The organism is Pseudoalteromonas rubra (assembly GCF_001482385.1).
GTDB classification, from domain to species: Bacteria; Pseudomonadota; Gammaproteobacteria; order Enterobacterales; family Alteromonadaceae; genus Pseudoalteromonas; species Pseudoalteromonas ardens.
The window spans coordinates 2,817,393-2,835,922 of sequence record NZ_CP013611.1 but is presented as its reverse complement, the minus strand read 5'-3'; the positions used below and the strand labels follow the sequence as shown (position 1 = coordinate 2,835,922).

Genomic DNA, 18,530 nt, shown 5'->3' with positions numbered 1-18,530 from the left:
AACTAATCACTGAGACTATCGGTAATAGCAGGTAAAAAAGGGATACTAAAATGACAAACAAGTACAAAGGCAGAAATTATAAAGGCAAAACCCCAAAACTAGCCACCGGTGTGTATGTGGATGAAAGCGCCGTTCTGGTTGGCGATATCGAAGTGGGTGAACACAGCAGTATTTGGCCTTTAGTCGCTGCACGAGGCGATGTCAATTATATCAGGATTGGTCAACGCACCAATATTCAGGATGGCAGTGTATTGCACCTTACGCGCTCAAGCGCTGGAAACCCGGATGGTTATCCTTTGATCATTGGAGATGATGTTACCGTTGGTCACAAGGTGATGTTACATGGCTGCCAGCTGGGTAATCGCATCCTGGTCGGTATGGGCGCAATAGTCATGGACAATGTTGTCGTAGAGGACGATGTGATCATCGGTGGCGGCGCTTTGGTACCTCCGAATAAACGTCTTGAGTCGGGCTACCTATATGTAGGCAGCCCGGTTAAACAAGCTCGTCCACTCAACGAGCAGGAGATTGCCTTTCTAAAGACATCAGCGCAGAACTATGTCGAGTTAAAGGATGACTACCTCTCAGAGCTGGACTAACTCGATTTCTCCTTGTGCCGAGTAAGTCTCTTCTTCTATTAGCTGCTCGGCCTGCATTTCATAGTCAAACTGATGTGCTTTAAAGTGCGTGATGGCCTGTTCTTTGGTTAAGGATGTCGCAATCACACAAGAAACCAGCATCCCTGATACCATGGCCGTAAAGATCAAACATTGGCGCGTCTCGTCGTAGTGAATATCATCATTGATTAGGATTTGCTGATTCACAGGCTACCCTCTTTCATTGCATTAAGCACAGGCGCTACCTCTGGCGTTTGCCCTCGCCACAAGGCAAACGCTTCGGCCGCCTGTCCCACCAGCATTCCCATACCATCTACACACCGTGCTGCTGCATTATGAGTAGCAACCCAGGCTAAGAAAGCGGTTTGCTGATCGCTGTAGAACATGTCGTATGCCAGCGTACAGGTACTCACATGCTGTGGGTCGATATCAGGCACCAGCCCTGTCACACTCGACGACGTCGAATTAATCACCAGATCATAGCTCTGCACTGGCACCTCATTCAGTGCCCCCCCCTGAACATTGCCATAGTCAGAAAACAACTGCGCAAGTTGCTGCGCTTTTTCTGCGGTGCGATTAGCAATCACAACTCTCGCCGCTCCGGCCTGCAAAAGCGGATACACACAACCGCGAGCAGCACCTCCCGCACCAATCAACAGAATACTTGTACCGGATAAGGACGCTGTGTGGCGCAATAAGTCAGCAACGAGTCCTGCACCATCTGTATTATCACCCAGTAATGACCCATCAGGTTGCGGCATCAAAGTATTGACCGCCCCCGCTAATCGAGCCCGCTCCGTCAACTGTCCGGCCAATTGATATGCTCGCTCTTTAAAAGGCAGCGTGACGTTAGCACCCAAACCACCTTCGGCAAAAAAAGTCGTAACGGTCGCTTCAAACTCAGGGAGCTCGGCCAGTATAGCCCGATACTCAATGACTGAATTAAACTGACCAGCAAATTGCGTATGAATGGCAGGAGATTTAGAATGCTTAATCGGGTTTCCAAAAACCGCGTATTTATCCATTGAACAGCCTAACTATATAGTGATGTTATATGAAGCAGTTAATTAAACGCATCTTTAGCCAAGATGCAAGTGACAATCAATCCTCAGGGACAACACACCAGGCGCCAACGCCCGAGAAAACGCCTTACGAGATCATCGGTGGTGAATCTGGAACCCGAGCACTGGCTAACCGTTTCTATGACATTATGGAAAGTGACCCTTACGCAAAACCTTTATACGACATGCATCCTTTGCCACTGGATCGCATCCGTCAGGTATTTTTTGAGTTCCTATCTGGCTGGCTGGGTGGCCCAGACTTGTTTGCGGAGCAATATGGCCACCCCAGACTTAGAATGCGCCATATGCCGTTTACGATAAATAAAGACCTGCGCGATCAGTGGATGTATTGCATGGACAAGGCCCTGGATCAGGAAGTGGACAACCCTTTGTTACGAGAAGGGTTGCGAAAATCGCTGGCTCAATTAGCCACCCACATGATAAATCACGACTAAAGTATTAATTTAATATAGAATTAGCGCAATAATTTTTTGCGCTAAGTCAAACTGGTCTGGTTATTAAACACGCATAATAGCGGCTCAGCTTTTTTAAGGTGCGATGCGTGTGAAATCCATTCAACATAAAATTTATGCGTTACTTGCCATTACAGGCGTGCTGGTGCTCATCGCCAGTATATTAAGTAACTCCAGCCAACAAAAACAACTGGCCGAAGAAACCGTCGAAACCAATATTCGCTTATTGGCAGACAATTATTTCGATTCTATCAACACCATGATGCTCACGGGCACCATGGCAAACCGAGAGATCCTCAGCGATAAGATGCGCAACCACGATAATATTGAAGATGCGCATATCATTCGGGGCGATAAAATCAACAAGCTATATGGCATGGGTAACCCCAATCAGCAGCCCACCAGCGACGTGGAACGGGCGGCTTTACAAGGTGAGGAAACCCTGGTCATTGAACAGCGTGATGGCAAGCGTATCATGACCTACCTTAAGCCTATGGTGGCCAGAGAAAACTATAAAGGGACTAACTGCTTAGGGTGTCATCAGGCACAAGAAGGTGACGTACTGGGTGCGGTGCGAATTAGTTACTCACTCGAAGACATTGACGATACCGTACATAATAATACCTGGATCAGCACAGGCTTACTGACCGGCATCTTTGCCACCACCTTTGTCATTCTGGGTATCATCTTCCGCAAGCTCTTTATTGTCCGGCTGAAAACGCTGGGTCGTACGATGCGCCTGGCCACCCAGAATAAGGACTTGTCATTACGTATCGACGATACCATAGACGATGAACTGGGCCGGCTGGCCATTAACTTTAATAAGATGATGGCCTCATTTAAAGACAACATTGCTCAGGTATCTGCTTCATCCCATGTCCTGATCCAATCGGCTGAGCAAATCTACAACGCTGCTGACACCACAGAGCAGGCTATTCAGGAACAGAAACAGGGCACGGACTCAGTCGCTGCCGCTATCAATGAACTGGAAAGCTCGTCCAGCGAAGTAAAGAATACCACCCACTTTGCTTCTGAAAAGTCCGATAGCAGTAATCATCTGGCTGAGCAAAGCATGGCGGTTGCAGAGCACACGGAGCAAAGCATCAATCAGCTGGCGCGTGATGTGCGCCAGGCAGCCGATCAGGTCAGTCAGCTTCAGACTCAGACCTTAGAGGTGGGAAAAGTTCTGGAAGTGATCAGCAGTATTGCCGAACAAACTAACTTGCTGGCACTGAATGCGGCAATCGAAGCAGCGCGTGCCGGAGAAGCAGGCCGCGGGTTTGCCGTGGTTGCCGACGAAGTCCGTACCCTGGCGACCCGCACCCATGATTCAACGGACGAAATCAAACGCACCATCGACAAGCTGCAAAACGAAGCGGCACAAACCGTGAGCGCCATGAGCGCGTCTTGTGAGGAAGCCGATGACCGTGCCATGCAAGTGAAACAGGTGGCACAGGCACTCAAGGATATATCTAATCAGATGCATGAGATTAACGCACTGAATGTGCAAATTGCCGATGCGACGGAGCAGCAGAACCTGGCAGCAGAGGAAATTAATCAAAGTGTGGTGGCCATCCGAGACAATGCTGAGCAGTCTTTAATTGATGCCCATGGTAGCAAGCAGATCAGTGAAAACCTGCTTGAGCTGGCCCGCTCTTTGGATGAGCAAGTACGCAGCTTCCGTCTTGAATAACCCTGCCCTGAAATAAAAAAGGCGCCATCGGCGCCTTTTTTATTGAATCATTGAGCTTAGTCCTCTAACGAGGTCATCGCCAGCCAGTTCCGCGGACGCAGGAAATACTTATACAACACCGCCTCTGGCGCATCATCGGCCGGCGTAAAGTCGTATTCCCAGCGTGCTAACGGTGGCATGGACATCAGGATTGACTCTGTTCGCCCGCCCGTTTGCAGACCAAACAAAGTGCCCCGGTCCCAGACCAGGTTAAACTCCACATAGCGGCCACGACGATATAACTGGAACTGACGTTGCGCTTCACTGAATGGCGTTGTTTTGCGTTTCTCCATGATTGGCACGTACGCTGCCAGGAAGCCTTTGCCTACCGCCTGCATATATTCAAAGCTGGTTTCAAAACCCCACTGGTTTAGGTCATCAAAGAACAAACCACCCACACCCCGGGTTTCTTTGCGGTGTTTAAGATAGAAATAATCATCACACCACTTTTTATGTTCATCATAGACCTGCTCACCAAACGGCTCACACAGCGATTTAGCCACACTGTGCCAGTGCTTCACATCTTCCAGTACAGGATAGAAAGGCGTCAAGTCAAATCCACCGCCAAACCACCAGATAGGCTCTTCACCTTCTTTTTCTGCAATGAAGAAACGCACATTAGCGTGACTGGTTGGGATGTGGGGGTTTTTCGGGTGGATCACCAAAGACACACCACAGGCATGGAAACTACGCCCCGCCAGTTCAGGCCGATGTGCGGTTGCGGATGCAGGCATTGACGCACCATAAACGTGAGAGAAGTTTACTCCCCCCTGCTCGATTACCGCACCGTCACGCATCACACGAGTACGACCACCGCCACCTTCTTCGCGCTGCCACGCATCTTCTATAAACTTGCCACTGCCATCCGCTTGCTCCAGGCCCTGGCATATTTCATCCTGCAGAGCGAGTAAGAACGCTTTAACGGACTCTAAGTTCACCTGACTCAAGGTCATTAACTCCTTATGATTTTGCCACTCAGGGCATCACGGATCTGACTTGGGCTGGTATGCTTACCCAATTCGCCCGCCTGATAAAATGCCACTCGATCACCAAAAGCCGCCTCAGCCTCAGCCAGCGTTTTGGCAGGCTCTTCGCCGCTAAAATTCGCACTGGTAGAAACAATCGGTTTACCAAATTTCTGGCACAACTGTTTAACAACAGGGTGATCGGTCACTCTAATTGCAATGCTTGGGTTGCCGCCGGTCACCCACTGTGGTGCCGTCGCCTTGACTGGCAACAACCAGGTCACTGGGCCCGGCCAGGAGGAAAATATTTCTGCACGTTTATCCTGCGGAATTTTACTGTCATCAACGTACGGCAGGCACTGAGCAAAATTGTCGGCGATCAGGATCAGCCCTTTTTTTACCGGACGGTCTTTCAGTGCCAACAGCGCATGGACGGCTGGTTCGTTATCGGGATCACAGCCCAGGCCAAATATCGCTTCGGTCGGGTAACAGATCAGCCCCCCTTGCTGTAATGCTTCGACGGCATTTTGGGGTAACTGGCGTTGCGTGTCTTGTTCGCTCACTGAGGCTCCTCAATTGTATGCTGGCAAACTTTCTGCGGGCATTGTAGCACAGCTTTTCCACCCCGGTGTTTTTGCACCATGACCGGCCAGCCGCAGGCCTCACAAGCATGCGCTATTGGTGGGTGGTTAACGCTGTACTTGCATTGTGGATAGGTATCGCAGGCATAGAAAAACTTGCCGTACTTATTCTTACGTTTGTGTAATGTGCCTTTATGGCATTTAGGACAAGACGGGCCGGGTGCTTCTTCCGGCTCTTCATCATGGGCAATATAATGGCACTGAGGATAGCCGGTACAGCCAATAAACATCCCATAACGACCATTGCGCACCACTAGGGGTTCGCTACATAAAGGACAGGCACTGTCTTCGAGCACCTTAATGTCGTGATTATCATGATGGGCGATGGCGCGAATATAGTCGCACGCGGGATAGCTGGCACAGCCAAGAAAAGGACCTGACTTGCTGTGTTTGATCACCAATTCGGAGCCACATTTAGGACACACTTCATATTCCCGCTCCAGGGCGTGCTGGTCTGCATTAAACAATGAATGATCTATTTTACTCATAACAAGTCCCCGTCCACTTCACCCCTATGGTTTGCACCCATAATAGTATCAAGGGAACGTGATATAAGGAACACAGTTAGGTCAGTCAGGCAATCTGCCTGACCTAACGAAGTCGCGTCCCGGGACAGAATCGGAGGGACTTAATGCAGCGGACCGGTTGGCTCTTCAAAGATCAGATCTTCCATCTGTGCATAGGCATGCTCTTTACCGGGAACATTAAATAGTACCATCAGGATCACCCACTTCAGATCGTCCAGACAGATGGCCTTCTTATCCAAAGCGCATAAACGGTCAATGACCATTTCACGCGTGATGCTGTCTATCACCCCGATTTGCTCAACAAACATCAGAAAGCCCCGACATTCGATGTCCAGCATGGCACATTCTTGCTCAGTGTAGATCCGGATCGCGCTATCCGGGCGGGCGTTTAAATAGGGAATTTCATCAGATTGTTGTAAATCGGCCAGTTGTTCAAGCCAGTCCAGTGCTTTATAAATCTCGTCTTGATTAAAACCGGCCCCGACCAGTTCATCTGTGAGTTCGTTTTGCTCGACGAAGATATCCGCTTCGCTGTGAATATAGTTTTCGAATAAATACATAAGGATATCAAACATAATTAACCCCTCGCTAATTTGATGTAGCCGTCTAGTACGCGTTCTACTTTGTCTTCAAGCTCAAGGTCCAGCAGTCTGGCAAGCACCCTTTCTACTGGCCACTGGGTCCTCTGCGATAAGGTATCTACACTGGTTACCTCAAAGCCGAGATGTTGCAATACGGGGCAGTGCTCCTGTTTTTTGTCACTTTCTACTATATATAGACCGTTTTCGGAGAAAAATCTTACCTCTTCGAGAATATCCTCGACTCGCTCGGTGAGTTTTGCGCCCTCTTTCAACAGATAATGGCACCCCTGAGATAAGGGATTTCTGATCGACCCGGGCACAGCAAACACCTCTTTGTTCTGCTCCAGTGCATAGCGCGCGGTGATCAAAGAGCCGCTTTTTATTTCAGCTTCAACAACAAGCACCCCCAACGACAGTCCGGAAATAATGCGATTACGACGTGGAAAGTGCTCGGCTCTGGGCTGACTACCAGGCAAAAACTCGCTGATCAACAGACCCTGCTCAGCCACCTGCTGATATAAGCTGTGATGTCGCCGCGGATAAATCACATCGACTCCGGTGCCAAGTACAGCCAGAGTCGCCCCTCCCTGGCTCAACGCCCCTTGATGGGCCGCGCCATCTATGCCTCTTGCCAGGCCAGAGGTCACCGCCATACCCACATCACTGAGCGAGCGACCAAACTCCCTGGCAATATCTAATCCGGTGGCTGTTGCGTTACGACTGCCTACGATGGCAATTTGTGGTTGAGACAGCAAAGACAGTCGCCCTTTGCAAAATAGCATCAAAGGGGCACTACTGATCTGTTTTAATAACAGAGGATACGCAGTATCAAAATAACCAACTAGCTGAATATGCTGCGCAATACAGTGTTGGATGTGAGTATCTACCGTATGCCAGTCTGGCGCTTGCAGATAATGGATGGCATCCTGAGATAATCCAAACTCGCGCAATGTGGTGGCGGTGGCAGTAAAGAGCTCTGCAGGTGAGATGTGTTGGGTCGCGCGCTGCAATGTGCGACTCCCCAACCCCGGGCATAGTGTCAGAGCCAAACTGTGCCGTAAATCCAGTGTTGTCATGCTCCCTCCCTGAGCCTGTCCAGCTACTGTGCTTAATTCAATCAGCTTTATTGAGACGCGGGAGATTAACGACTGCTAACGGAGTCTCCCACTCTAACGGGCTGTCGGGTCTTAGTGACCATGGCATAACTAATGTTGTCATATACTTTAAACAGCATCAGTTCACCCACCTTTTCCTTTGGCATGTGCCAGACGACGCTGTCTTCGTCATTCCCTTCGCCAAACCATTCGCTGACTTCGGTGATCACCTTATCCAGGCTGCTGGCGTCCTCGACATAGCTTGGGCCCGCTTCACTTTCAACCACTGTAGGAGACTGACGATGAATTGCAAGTATATTCCCCTCTTGCAGGTCATCTTTACGACCTAAGTCGATAACCACCACCGCCATGGTGCTGAACTCTCGCAGTTTATTACTGCTGGCAATGATGTTGCCAGAAATGGCCTGAACAGGCTGAGTCATTTTAAAGTTAGCCGAATAACTTTGCCCGCTGGAGATCGGCATCAACACGTCACTGGGTTTCACTTCCCGACGCACTGATTCTATTTTTACCGTGCTTGGCTGACCTGCCTCAATGTTACCAGTCCTTATCACCCGGCCCGTTCCGACCAGCACCGATTCATAGGCTAGTATCGCGCCGTTATCCGGATCCCGGTAAGCATCTCCTTTGCGATAAATACCGTAGTTCCCCCCCCGCGGCAGATCCCCTTTTACATACAAAAGGTGACCCTCGATATTCATTTTATAATTAAAGTTTGAGCCCAGCACCATAGGCAATTGAGCAAAATCGCCCTCAGCCATTGCTTGTTCAAAGCGCATAAACGGTTCCATTACCGCCAATGGCAAGGTTGGTATAGCCTGATTTTTATCGCTCACAACACGGACTTGAGGTGATAATCGACGTACCCCTTTGGCCAGGCTCAGACGTGGGTTACCCTCGCTGTCGTAATGTAGCGATAACACGTCTCCCGGATAAATCAGATGCGGGTTCTTGACCTGTGGATTCCACTGCCACAGCGCAGGCCACTTCCAGGGACTGTTCAGATACAGGCTAGAAATATCCCAAAGGGTATCCCCTTTCTTAACAATATAACGCTCGGGCGCACTGGTTTTTACCGCCAGCGTTTGTGCTAGGGCAGGAAAAACAGCACTCGTTGCCAGCAAAAGGGCGGCAATATGAGATTTCATGCAGGCTTCCTTGAGTTATTTTTCGATATTATCCACCAAAACCTGTTAAAGGGGAACGTGAATGGCTAAAATAAGAGCATACATTACCCCATTTAATTCAAGTGTAAAAGGTATCTATGGCTAAGTTAGCAGTACTGAGTTTTCCAGATGAACGTTTACGCACGGTTGCAAAACCGGTTGCCGAAGTCAATGACGAGATCCGTCAGATCGTCGCAGACATGCTGGAAACTATGTATGAAGAAAATGGCATTGGCCTTGCTGCTACGCAGGTAGACATTCACCAGCGTATTGTGGTGATCGATGTCTCAGAAGAACGCGACGAACCGCGCGTGTTGATCAACCCGGAAATCATCGCAAAAGATGGCTCAACCATCAGTGAAGAAGGCTGCTTATCAGTGCCTTACTCCTATGCCAAAGTGGATCGCGCAGAAACAGTGACGGTTAAAGCACTTAACGAGCATGGCGAAAGCTATGAGTTTGACGCCGATGGCCTACTGGCCGTGTGTGTGCAACACGAACTAGACCACCTGCAGGGCAAGTTGTTCATCGATTACTTGTCGCCGTTGAAGCGTCAGCGGATCCGTAAAAAAATCGAAAAAGAAGCCAAACTAGCGGCACGCGCGTAAGCGTGTCGTTACCGACTATCAATATACTACCTAACTGGAACCTCAAGTGAGCAAATCTCTGCGTATTGTCTTTGCGGGCACCCCGGATTTTGCTGCCAAGCATTTGGCGGCGCTGATCGCATCACATCATGACGTTGTCGCTGTATACAGCCAACCTGACCGCCCTGCTGGGCGCGGTAAAAAACTCAAAGCCAGCGAAGTGAAAACTCTGGCATTAGAACACGGTCTGCCTGTCTTCCAACCCCACTCACTCAAATCTGATGACGCACAGGCTGAACTTGCTGCACTGAATGCCGACGTAATGGTCGTGGTGGCGTATGGTCTGCTGTTACCTAAAACCATTCTGGACACACCCCGACTGGGTTGTCTGAATGTCCATGGATCAATTCTGCCACGCTGGCGCGGTGCAGCCCCAATCCAACGTGCTATCTGGGCAGGCGATAAAGAAACCGGCGTGACCATTATGCAAATGGATGAAGGTCTGGATACCGGCGACATGCTGCATATTGCTACCTGCCCGATTGATGAAGACGAAACCAGTGCCAGCCTGTATAACAAACTGGCCGAACTCGGACCGGACGCGCTGGTTGCCACATTGGATAAACTGGCTGCTGGCACGCTTAACGCTGAGCCACAGGATGACGCCCAGGCCAACTACGCCAAAAAGCTCTCTAAAGAAGAAGCCAATATTGACTGGCAACTAGACGCACTGCAAATTGAGCGTAACATTCGCGCCTTTAACCCCTGGCCAGTATGCTACACCCAAATGCAGGGCCAGACAGTTAAAATTTGGCAAGCCAAGGTTGTCTCTCAGCAAGGCACACCCGGACAAGTACTCAGCGCCGACAAGAGCGGGATAACTATCGCCTGTGGTGAGCAAGCACTGACCATCACTCAACTCCAGCCCCAAGGTAAAAAACCCATGTCGGCACAAGACTTCCTGAATGGCCGCAGCGACTGGGTCGCCCCCGGTAGCCAGGTGGGTGCCTGATGGCCAATGTACGCGCGCTCGCCGCGCAAACTCTGTTTCAGGTCGTTGATAAGGGCCAGTCCCTGACAACCCAACTGCCTTATGCCAGCCGTCAGCTACCAGTGAAAGATCGCGCCCTGTTGCAACAGATCTGCTATGGCGTTTTACGCCACCTACCCAGTCTGGAGCACTATTGTCAGCAATTGCTCGAGCAACCGCTCAAAGGCAAAAACCGGGTATTTCAGTTTTTGTTATATGTGGGTATTTATCAGCTGCAACATATGCGTGTGCCTGCTCACGCTGCAGTGGCAGAAACCGTCAATGCTGCTAACAAGCTTCAAGCGCCTGGCTTGAAAGGACTGATCAACGCGGTATTACGTAACTTTCAGCGTGCTCAGGACACTTTAGAAGCCAGTGCCAATGCAATCCCTGTCTGCAAGTACAATCACCCAGGCTGGTTCATTAAAAAGTTGCAAGCCGCTTATCCACAGCAGTGGGAAGAAATTTTAACGGCCAATCAGCAACAAGCACCGATGTGGCTACGCGTTAACCAGCGTCAATCAACCACAGCAGATTATGCAGAACGCCTTGATGCCGAAGGCATTGCCTATACCCTAGATGCGGACTTTGCAGATGGCATTTTGCTGACCAAGCCGGTTGATGTTCAACAATTGCCTGCGTTTACTCAGGGTGCCAGCTCAGTGCAAGATGCAGCAGCACAAATGGCCGCCCGGTTGCTCACGCCACAAGACGGCGAGCATATTTTGGATGCTTGTGCCGCACCAGGTGGCAAAACCTGTCATATTCTCGAATTAGCCGATGCCAATGTGATTGCTTTGGATGCGGATGGTGAGCGCCTGAAACGCGTTGACGAGAATCTGCAGCGCCTGCACCTCAGTGCACAGTGCCTTGAAGCCAATGCGGCCACCCCAGATACCTGGTGGCAAGGTGAACAATTCGATCGTATTTTATTAGATGTGCCCTGTTCGGCAACCGGCGTGATCCGTCGACATCCGGACATCAAATGGCTGCGTCGTGCCACCGACATTGACGAGCTGGCAACTTTACAAGCCCGTATTCTGGATGCAATCTGGCCATTACTTAAGCCCGGCGGTACCTTAGTGTATGCCACGTGCTCCGTTTTGCCTCAGGAAAATACAGAGCAAGTAGTCGCGTTTTTATCACGCACTGCGGATGCTCAACTCACGCCATTGCATGAACGGGACACGCCTGACGCACCTGGTTTGCAACTGCTACCAGGTCATACTGATGGCTTTTATTACGCACGGCTGGAAAAACAATAATAGCGCTTAACTAACTTATGAAAATCATCATCTTAGGTGCCGGACAAGTCGGCGGTACTCTGGCCGAAAACCTGGTCGGCGAACAGAATGAAATTACCGTTGTCGACATTGACGGAGAACGATTAAGAGAATTGCAGGACAAGTATGATCTGCAAGGCGTGACTGGACATAGTGCCCACCCGGATGTGCTCAGACAAGCCGGTGCCGAAGATGCCGATATGGTCATTGCGGTGACCAGTTCGGATGAAGTGAATATGATCGCCTGTCAGGTGGCATATAGTATTTTTAATACGCCCACTAAAATCGCCCGGATCCGCTCTGAGCAATACCTGAAGTATCGGGAAAAGCTGTTTCATAACGATGACTTGCCAGTCGATCACTATATTGCGCCGGAGCAACTGGTTACCCGTTATATTCGCCGCCTGATCGATTACCCTGGCGCATTGCAAGTACTGCAATTTGCCGAAGGGATGTTATCTCTGGTGGCCGTTAAAGCTTACTATGGTGGTCTGCTGGTTGGCTATGCGCTGTCTGCTCTGAAGGAGCATATCCCCAATGTAGATACCCGAGTCGCGGCCATTTACCGTCAGGGTAAAGCCATTAAACCATTGGGTACCACTGTCATAGAAGCCGACGACGAAGTGTTCTTCATCGCGGCAACCAAACATATCCGTGCGGTCATGAACGAGCTGCAAAAGCTCGAACGGTCTTATCGTAAAATTATGATTGCCGGTGGCGGTAATATCGGTGCCGGTCTGGCCAGATCATTAGAAAAAAATCACAGTGTTAAGCTTATCGAACGTAATCATGACCGGGCATCGTCCTTGTCAGAAATGCTCGATAACACCGTGGTCTTTTGTGGTGACGCGTCTGATCAGGAGCTGTTATCAGAAGAACATATTGAACAGGTTGATGTGTTCATTGCGGTCACCAATGACGATGAAGCAAACATCATGGCTGCCATGCTCGCCAAACGCATGGGTGCGCAGAAGACCATGGTGCTCATCCAGCGAGGCGCGTACGTTGACCTGGTACAGGGGGGAGAAATCGACATTGCGATTTCACCTCAACAAGCGACCATTTCAGCTTTGCTCACCCACGTTAGACGTGGTGATATAGTGAACGTTTACTCACTTCGTAAGGGCGCTGCTGAAGCCATTGAAGCTGTTGCACACGGCGACGAGAACACCTCAAAAGTGGTTGGCCGTGCCATTCGGGACATCAAGTTGCCAGCAGGCACCACCATTGGCGCCATAGTTCGTGACGACGAAGTACTGATAGCCCACGATGACACCATCATCCTCTCGGGAGATCATGTCATCATGTTCCTGATCGACAAAAAACAGATTGGTGTGGTTGAAAAGCTCTTCCAGGTCAGCGCACTGTTTGTGTAATGCTCAGACCCTGGCTGACCAACCGGTTTGGTCAGCTAGTGCTCGTCTTCTCCAGACAGAATAGACAAATCTATCAGGTAATCTTTTAACACCGCTTTGATCGTCGTATCCGGGCCCATGACCTGGATCCCCAGCGACACATTACCCTCTGCACTTTCAATAATACGGCACACTTTGCCTTTGATAGCAGACGCATTGTCGTCTTTACCTTCAATCAAAACTTCACAGTTTTCTGATTCCAGGTCGTCAGGCAAGTGTTCTTTTTGAATATCAAACATCATACCCGACAGCGAAATGTCTCTGATCACGCCCACTTCATTGTAATCGGGCAACTGCAAAATGGCAGGGATTAAAGCTGGTACACGGGTTTGAGCGCGCAGCTGGTAGGTCTGTACTTCATGGGGATAGTAAAGAAAAATAAGCCGCGCGGGGTGATTACTAATGGCTTTAATGGTCTCTTTGAAAGCAATGATCTGCCCATTACTATCTTCAGGCAGGGCCCGGACAATGATCTCCGTCCCTGTCTTCACATAATCAGCCGCCGCGCCGAGTCGCTTAGGGTTGGGATAATTTAAAATAATATACTGATCTTCAAGCACCCCGATAAACTCAGTACGGACGCGTTTCCGGCTGGCTGGCATAACGATTTCAATATCAATCAAACTGCCTGCGGGGATCTGCGTTAAGTGCTTCCTGCTCCGTTGCGTTTTACGCTTCAACATCTTGTAACCCTGCTAACTACTCTGCTGATAGTGTAGCAGCAAAATACACTTTTTATAATGCTGAAAAACCCATTGCAGGAACAGACTTACCCTTGTTGTAAATATCCTTTCAGCAAAATTGCTGCATCCCTGAGCGTCATCATACGGCTTTGTACTTCAATCGTGCTCAGTGCCAGATGTTGCTCATAATGTTCGGTAAAGAACAGCATAGGTTCACCATTACGCTTTGTAATAAAGGTAATACCCAGCATGTGATCATGAGCAGTGTTCGTTAGTTGACCAGCGTGCTCTTTGAGCATCAGAGGAGGCAAAGTCCGGGTTTGCCACAATGCATTTTCTGAAATAATACCTATCACGCACTCACTCACTTCTACGCCATCGCAACGCTGTAATGGCACACTTCCGTGCGCGGATGGCAGGCAACTATCATACTGTAAGCACCCGGTTCCACTCATATACTGGTTGAGTTGAGCCACACACTCTGTTAAGTCACTGGCGCCGTCAGACAGGTTTACCCGGCTGATCATCCCTGCTTGCATTGCTTTATGTTTATTTTGATGTGACATGGCAAACATCTTGGCCATTCCTCATAGTTTTGTTTTCTGGCAACACCCACAGTCCGGTGTGGGTAACTTAAAAAAAGTAGGGAATTAACCCTGACGATACAAATATGACACTGCCGCTAATGAAAAAATGCATTTTTTGCGATTTTTTATATATTTTTTAACCGGCGTTAATTTGGCTAATACGCAATTTTATAAAAAACAACGTATCACTATGATTTAAATAGAGTTGTAATTATTTTGAAATGTAAAAGACAGAAAAATAAATATTAAAAAATTTACAAAAATACCTTTAATAGGTCATTTTGATTTGCTCAGGATGCATGCTGAACAACAGATTGGCCTTACTCTGTGGCAGCAACGAAATAGTCAGACCGGTCTTTTGGATGAGTGCTGAAACAAATAAAGATAAGCTAACCCGTCGATACTTCGGACCCCTCGCTTCATTCAATCGGCAGAGCTTAGGACAGGAATATCAGCCATCCATGGCGGTGTATTCCGGCTCGACCATCCACAGCTCGGCGACCGTGCCTCACCCACGCCAGAACGTGGGGGTGAACAGCACTAACAGAGTGAAAATTTCGAGACGGCCGAATACCATAGCCAAAGTTAAAATCCATTTTGCAGAGTCGGGAATATCCCCATAATGCGCCGCAACATCACCCAAACCTGGGCCAAGGTTGTTTAAACATGCCGCGGTTGCTGAAAACGCTGTGATATTGTCCAGTCCGGTACCCAGCAAGGCAATCATGATGATCACAAAGACCAGTGCGTAGGCCGAGAAAAATCCCCATACAGCTTCGACCACTTTATCGGGTAGCGCCTTACGCCCCAACTTAATGGAATATATGGCACGAGGGTGCACCAGACGATTCAGCTCTCGGATCCCCTGTAAGTAAAGCAGGAATACCCGCACCACTTTCATACCACCACCCGTAGAACCGGCACAGCCACCAATGAAACTGGAAAAGATCAACAAAATGGGCAGGAACAAAGGCCAGGCTGCAAAGCTGTCGGTGGCAAAACCTGCGGTGGTACTGATAGAGACGGCCTGAAACAAAGCATGATCCAGCGTTTCGTCACCATTACTATATACCTGCTTAGACGACAGCACCGCAAAACATAACACCACCAGCGCAAGCTGAATAAACAAAAAGACTTTGAGCTCAGGATCTCTGAAGTAAACTTTGATATTACGACCCGCCACAGCGGCATAATGCAGTGAAAAATTGGCGGCAGCAATGAGCAGGAAGAACACACAAATGGCATTGATCATCGGGCTGTCGAAGTGGCCTATTGAGGCATCATAGGTTGAGAACCCACCAATGGCAATCGTCGCAAACGCATGGCAGATAGCATCGAACCAACTCATTCCAGCCCAGGCATAAGCCAGCGTGCAGGCCAGTGTCAGTGTCACATAGATATACCATAAATGTTTGGCGGTATCGGCTATCCGGGGGGTCATTTTCGAGTCCTTGACCGGACCGGGTGTCTCCGCCCGGTATAGCTGCATGCCACCAACACCTAGCATTGGCAATACCGCAACGGCCAAAACAATGATCCCCATACCACCGAGCCATTGCAATTGCTGACGATAAAAAAGGACAGATTTAGGTAAATACTCAATGCCCGTTAATACCGTTGCGCCCGTGGTCGTGAGGCCAGAAAACGCCTCAAAAACCGCATCGGCAAACGACAGATTGGGTTCACTTAAGAAGATCAGCGGCACAGCCGCAAAAGCCCCCAGTACCAGCCAGAACAAGACCACGATCAGGAAGCCCTCTCTGGCTTTCAGATCGCCCTGCTCTTTGCGGTTTGGGTAGTAGGCCATCAGGCCAATCAGCACACTAAAGATAAATGCCAGGACAAACGGCACACCACCACCGTCCTTATAGATCAAAGACACCAGAGCCGGTGGCACCATAGTCAGACTAAAGAGCGCTACAAGCTGTCCGAGTATCTTTATAATGGTACGAAATTGCATAGCGCGATTCGCGAGTTATTGTAATTACACCTGATTGTCTAATACATCACTCAGTTAGTAAACCGCGAAACCCGTCTCAGGATGCTTTGAGCCTGAGTGACACGGCACCATGAGTCAGGTCATGCACCGACGCAATCGCTGTTTTTGCTTCACGACTATCCAGTTCAATCTCCCAGGAGATAGACGCTCCATACTGCTTATCTATGTTGAGTACGGTGTACTGGCTATTAAGGTGCTGCTCTATATTCCCCTGCAGGCCATAATCAGATTCACCCACTAAAATACTGGCAGGGATCTTTATTTGAGTCGGCAGTGTGTCCAGCGCATTGTTAAGCGTTCCCCCATAAGCGCGCACCAGCCCCCCCGTGCCAAGCTTAATGCCCCCGAAATAACGTGTGGTTACGGCTGTGATCTCTCCGAGTCCGGAGCCCAGCAACACATTTAACATTGGTTTACCGGCCGTGCCATTGGGTTCCCCATCATCTGAAAAGCCCAACACATGGCTGCCACCCGGCGCACCGGCAATATGGGCCCAGCAATTATGCCGGGCATCTGGATATTGCTCGTTAATAGCACGGATAAATGCCTTGGCATCCTCTAAGGTGGGCGTATGGGCAATGTGCACGATAAACGTGCTTTTCTTAATTTCTTCGTGATGTGAAATGGTACTGCTTGGAATGGCGTATTCAGACATGGGAATTCAACAAAACAACACTGGGAGCACAAGGCTCCCAGTTTAACACAGTTAACTTAGACACTGGGTTAATCCAGCGCCAGATCCCGGGTCATATTCTCCAGGCGGTCATCATGGACAATGATATTATCTTCGATGCGGATCCCGCCATATGGCTTGAACGCGTCGACTTTATCCCAGTTAATGTACTGTTTGTTGTCAGTTTGCGCCAGATCACCCAAAAGAGAATCAATAAAATACAAACCAGGTTCAATAGTAAATACCTGACCGGCTTCAATCTTACGCGTACAGCGTAAGAACGGATGACCTTCAGGTGGTGCCTGATGCGTGCCCAGCTCATCCGCCATAAAGCCACCCATGTCATGAACCTGCAAGCCTAGGTGGTGGCCCAGGCCATGCGGGAAGAACGTCGATGTAATGCCCTGCTCCAGGATCCCATCAACGCTCAGGCCACGCACCAGATCAAAATCCACCAGCACCTGAGCAATGCGCTTGTGGCAGTCCAGGTGCAACTCGCCATATAGCTTACCCGGTTGTAATCCTTTACCTAATTCAATCTGATGAGTATTCATCACCTGGATAAGATCAGAAAATGCTCCCTGACGCGCAAAATCATAAGTACGCGTAATGTCAGATGCATAACCATTGAAGTTAGCTCCTGCATCAATCAGGAAAGATAAGTGCTGCTGCGGCGCACGACGCTCAAAATGCGTGTAATGCAAGATCGCGCAATTCTCGTTTAGCGCCACGATGTTGCCGTACGGTGTGTCGTTTTCCATGTGCTCAGTGGCTTGCAAATAAGCTTGCTGAATACCGTACTCCGACTCTTTGGCATAAAAAGCATCGCGTGCGGCTTTGTGGCCCAGCACTGCAAGGCGATTTGCTTCGCGTAAACAGGTAAGTTCATAGTGGGTCTTGTAGGCACGGTGGAAATGCAAATAGTTCATCACCGGCTCCGGATTCACCTGTGTAAATCCGAGTGCCTGTGCCACTTCAAGATACTCACCAACATAAGCCAGGTTTGCTTTGTCGTACGGTAAGTATTGTTCAACCTGGTCGGGCTGAAGCAGCAGTTGAATGTCAAAATAATCTGCCCAATAGTCACTCGGCTCGTCCGGTACTTTGTGCCAGAAATCCACAGGACGATAGAAAATCAACTTAGGCTTATCAGTGCCATTCACCACCAGCCAACAGTGCGGATTATCGATGACCGGTAACCACGCCTTGAATTGCGGGTTCACCTTGAACGGATAATACATGTCATCCAGAAACTGGCGCTTGGCCTGCCCGGAGTGGATCACGAGTCCATCCAGATTCTCACGTTCAATTATGGTCTTCGTACGCTGTTGCAGCGTTGCGATATGCTCGGCATACAAATTTGCTAATTGTTCCATTGGTGTACCCATTTTTATT

At 49.4% G+C, this 18,530-nt stretch carries 20 protein-coding genes; 7 read left to right on the top strand and 13 right to left on the bottom strand.

The features are described 5' to 3' along the window. The first annotated feature begins 50 nt into the window (after positions 1 to 50). Positions 51 to 599, top strand: a complete 549-nt coding sequence (locus AT705_RS12315) for a gamma carbonic anhydrase family protein (protein WP_058796817.1) — start codon at positions 51 to 53, stop codon at positions 597 to 599. Here AT705_RS12315 and AT705_RS12310 read toward each other — a convergent pair. Together AT705_RS12310 and aroE are read right to left on the bottom strand one after the other, a co-directional pair. Beyond that, the gene (locus AT705_RS12310; protein ID WP_049866163.1) at positions 585 to 824 is read right to left on the bottom strand and encodes a DUF1488 domain-containing protein; all 240 of its coding nucleotides are present in this window, start codon (positions 822 to 824) and stop codon (positions 585 to 587) included. The two genes, AT705_RS12315 and AT705_RS12310, sit on opposite strands and share 15 nt — an antisense overlap. Continuing rightward, complete coding sequence (gene aroE / locus AT705_RS12305; RefSeq protein WP_058796816.1) at positions 821 to 1,642, bottom strand: shikimate dehydrogenase; 822 nt, start codon at positions 1,640 to 1,642, stop codon at positions 821 to 823. The genes AT705_RS12310 and aroE overlap by 4 nt, the downstream gene beginning before the upstream one ends. Before the next feature lie 29 nt (positions 1,643 to 1,671). Between aroE and AT705_RS12300 the strand changes: the two genes are divergently transcribed. Continuing rightward, positions 1,672 to 2,133, top strand: coding sequence for a group II truncated hemoglobin (locus tag AT705_RS12300; protein WP_058796815.1), 462 nt, complete (start codon positions 1,672 to 1,674; stop codon positions 2,131 to 2,133). A 103-nt stretch (positions 2,134 to 2,236) separates the two neighbouring features. Further along, positions 2,237 to 3,844 (top strand): methyl-accepting chemotaxis protein, encoded by a 1,608-nt coding sequence (locus AT705_RS12295; protein WP_010384819.1) that lies wholly within the window; start codon positions 2,237 to 2,239, stop codon positions 3,842 to 3,844. A gap of 56 nt (positions 3,845 to 3,900) precedes the next feature. Here AT705_RS12295 and hemF read toward each other — a convergent pair whose 3' ends face one another. From hemF to AT705_RS12265, 6 genes are all read right to left on the bottom strand, one after another. Beyond that, positions 3,901 to 4,836: an oxygen-dependent coproporphyrinogen oxidase gene (gene hemF, locus AT705_RS12290; protein WP_058796814.1), complete on the bottom strand. Its 936-nt coding sequence runs from the start codon at positions 4,834 to 4,836 to the stop codon at positions 3,901 to 3,903. Next, entirely contained in the window at positions 4,836 to 5,411 is a 576-nt protein-coding gene (locus AT705_RS12285) for a Sua5/YciO/YrdC/YwlC family protein (protein WP_058796813.1), read from the bottom strand. Before AT705_RS12285 ends, hemF begins: the two co-directional genes overlap by 1 nt. Then, positions 5,408 to 5,977, bottom strand: a complete 570-nt coding sequence (locus AT705_RS12280; protein ID WP_058796812.1) for a DNA topoisomerase family protein — start codon at positions 5,975 to 5,977, stop codon at positions 5,408 to 5,410. The genes AT705_RS12285 and AT705_RS12280 overlap by 4 nt, the downstream gene beginning before the upstream one ends. A 140-nt stretch (positions 5,978 to 6,117) precedes the next feature. Then, positions 6,118 to 6,591 (bottom strand): DUF494 family protein, encoded by a 474-nt coding sequence (locus AT705_RS12275; RefSeq protein WP_058796811.1) that lies wholly within the window; start codon positions 6,589 to 6,591, stop codon positions 6,118 to 6,120. A gap of 2 nt (positions 6,592 to 6,593) precedes the next feature. Continuing rightward, a complete protein-coding gene (gene dprA, locus AT705_RS12270) occupies positions 6,594 to 7,673 on the bottom strand; it encodes a DNA-processing protein DprA (RefSeq protein ID WP_058796810.1) in 1,080 nt (359 codons plus the stop codon). Positions 7,674 to 7,738: 65 nt separating this feature from the next. Further along, positions 7,739 to 8,860 carry a LysM peptidoglycan-binding domain-containing protein gene (locus AT705_RS12265; RefSeq protein WP_058796809.1) on the bottom strand — a complete coding sequence of 374 codons (1,122 nt, stop codon included), beginning with the start codon at positions 8,858 to 8,860 and terminating at the stop codon, positions 7,739 to 7,741. Positions 8,861 to 8,976: 116 nt separating this feature from the next. On the opposite strand from AT705_RS12265, the gene def reads away from it, so the two are divergent. From def to trkA, 4 genes are read left to right on the top strand one after another with little or no spacing between them, the layout of a single operon-like run. Beyond that, positions 8,977 to 9,486 (top strand): peptide deformylase, encoded by a 510-nt coding sequence (gene def / locus AT705_RS12260; RefSeq protein WP_010384826.1) that lies wholly within the window; start codon positions 8,977 to 8,979, stop codon positions 9,484 to 9,486. Positions 9,487 to 9,532: 46 nt separating this feature from the next. Then, a complete protein-coding gene (gene fmt, locus AT705_RS12255; RefSeq protein ID WP_058796808.1) occupies positions 9,533 to 10,477 on the top strand; it encodes a methionyl-tRNA formyltransferase in 945 nt (314 codons plus the stop codon). Beyond that, complete coding sequence (gene rsmB, locus AT705_RS12250; RefSeq protein WP_058796807.1) at positions 10,477 to 11,760, top strand: 16S rRNA (cytosine(967)-C(5))-methyltransferase RsmB; 1,284 nt, start codon at positions 10,477 to 10,479, stop codon at positions 11,758 to 11,760. The genes fmt and rsmB overlap by 1 nt, the downstream gene beginning before the upstream one ends. A gap of 17 nt (positions 11,761 to 11,777) precedes the next feature. Further along, positions 11,778 to 13,154, top strand: coding sequence for a Trk system potassium transporter TrkA (gene trkA / locus AT705_RS12245; RefSeq protein WP_010384830.1), 1,377 nt, complete (start codon positions 11,778 to 11,780; stop codon positions 13,152 to 13,154). A 35-nt stretch (positions 13,155 to 13,189) separates the two neighbouring features. On the opposite strand, the gene AT705_RS12240 is transcribed toward trkA, so the two are convergent. The 5 genes from AT705_RS12240 to pepQ all read right to left on the bottom strand — a co-directional run bounded on the left by AT705_RS12240 (position 13,190) and on the right by pepQ (position 18,511). After that, positions 13,190 to 13,876: a flagellar brake domain-containing protein gene (locus tag AT705_RS12240; RefSeq protein ID WP_058796806.1), complete on the bottom strand. Its 687-nt coding sequence runs from the start codon at positions 13,874 to 13,876 to the stop codon at positions 13,190 to 13,192. 86 nt (positions 13,877 to 13,962) lie between these two features. After that, positions 13,963 to 14,451, bottom strand: coding sequence for a hypothetical protein (locus AT705_RS12235; protein ID WP_058796805.1), 489 nt, complete (start codon positions 14,449 to 14,451; stop codon positions 13,963 to 13,965). A 520-nt stretch (positions 14,452 to 14,971) separates the two neighbouring features. Continuing rightward, a complete protein-coding gene (locus AT705_RS12230) occupies positions 14,972 to 16,423 on the bottom strand; it encodes a TrkH family potassium uptake protein (protein WP_010384834.1) in 1,452 nt (483 codons plus the stop codon). 76 nt (positions 16,424 to 16,499) lie between these two features. Further along, on the bottom strand, positions 16,500 to 17,117 hold the full coding sequence (locus AT705_RS12225) for a YigZ family protein (protein WP_058796804.1): 618 nt from the start codon (positions 17,115 to 17,117) through the stop codon (positions 16,500 to 16,502). A gap of 68 nt (positions 17,118 to 17,185) precedes the next feature. After that, positions 17,186 to 18,511: a Xaa-Pro dipeptidase gene (pepQ, locus tag AT705_RS12220; RefSeq protein ID WP_058796803.1), complete on the bottom strand. Its 1,326-nt coding sequence runs from the start codon at positions 18,509 to 18,511 to the stop codon at positions 17,186 to 17,188. Between the last annotated feature and the right edge of the window lie 19 nt (positions 18,512 to 18,530).

Excerpts from the sequence above, each read along its gene's own strand:
- AT705_RS12315 (WP_058796817.1), top strand. The coding sequence starts at position 51 with ATGACAAACAAGTACAAAGGCAGAAATTATAAAGGCAAAACCCCAAAA.
- aroE (WP_058796816.1), bottom strand. The coding sequence starts at position 1,642 with ATGGATAAATACGCGGTTTTTGGAAACCCGATTAAGCATTCTAAATCT.
- AT705_RS12300 (WP_058796815.1), top strand. The coding sequence starts at position 1,672 with ATGAAGCAGTTAATTAAACGCATCTTTAGCCAAGATGCAAGTGACAAT.
- AT705_RS12295 (WP_010384819.1), top strand. The coding sequence starts at position 2,237 with ATGCGTGTGAAATCCATTCAACATAAAATTTATGCGTTACTTGCCATT.
- hemF (WP_058796814.1), bottom strand. The coding sequence starts at position 4,836 with ATGACCTTGAGTCAGGTGAACTTAGAGTCCGTTAAAGCGTTCTTACTC.
- AT705_RS12280 (WP_058796812.1), bottom strand. The coding sequence starts at position 5,977 with ATGAGTAAAATAGATCATTCATTGTTTAATGCAGACCAGCACGCCCTG.
- AT705_RS12275 (WP_058796811.1), bottom strand. The coding sequence starts at position 6,591 with ATGTTTGATATCCTTATGTATTTATTCGAAAACTATATTCACAGCGAA.
- dprA (WP_058796810.1), bottom strand. The coding sequence starts at position 7,673 with ATGACAACACTGGATTTACGGCACAGTTTGGCTCTGACACTATGCCCG.
- AT705_RS12265 (WP_058796809.1), bottom strand. The coding sequence starts at position 8,860 with ATGAAATCTCATATTGCCGCCCTTTTGCTGGCAACGAGTGCTGTTTTT.
- def (WP_010384826.1), top strand. The coding sequence starts at position 8,977 with ATGGCTAAGTTAGCAGTACTGAGTTTTCCAGATGAACGTTTACGCACG.
- rsmB (WP_058796807.1), top strand. The coding sequence starts at position 10,477 with ATGGCCAATGTACGCGCGCTCGCCGCGCAAACTCTGTTTCAGGTCGTT.
- trkA (WP_010384830.1), top strand. The coding sequence starts at position 11,778 with ATGAAAATCATCATCTTAGGTGCCGGACAAGTCGGCGGTACTCTGGCC.
- AT705_RS12240 (WP_058796806.1), bottom strand. The coding sequence starts at position 13,876 with ATGTTGAAGCGTAAAACGCAACGGAGCAGGAAGCACTTAACGCAGATC.
- AT705_RS12235 (WP_058796805.1), bottom strand. The coding sequence starts at position 14,451 with ATGTTTGCCATGTCACATCAAAATAAACATAAAGCAATGCAAGCAGGG.
- AT705_RS12230 (WP_010384834.1), bottom strand. The coding sequence starts at position 16,423 with ATGCAATTTCGTACCATTATAAAGATACTCGGACAGCTTGTAGCGCTC.
- AT705_RS12225 (WP_058796804.1), bottom strand. The coding sequence starts at position 17,117 with ATGTCTGAATACGCCATTCCAAGCAGTACCATTTCACATCACGAAGAA.
- pepQ (WP_058796803.1), bottom strand. The coding sequence starts at position 18,511 with ATGGAACAATTAGCAAATTTGTATGCCGAGCATATCGCAACGCTGCAA.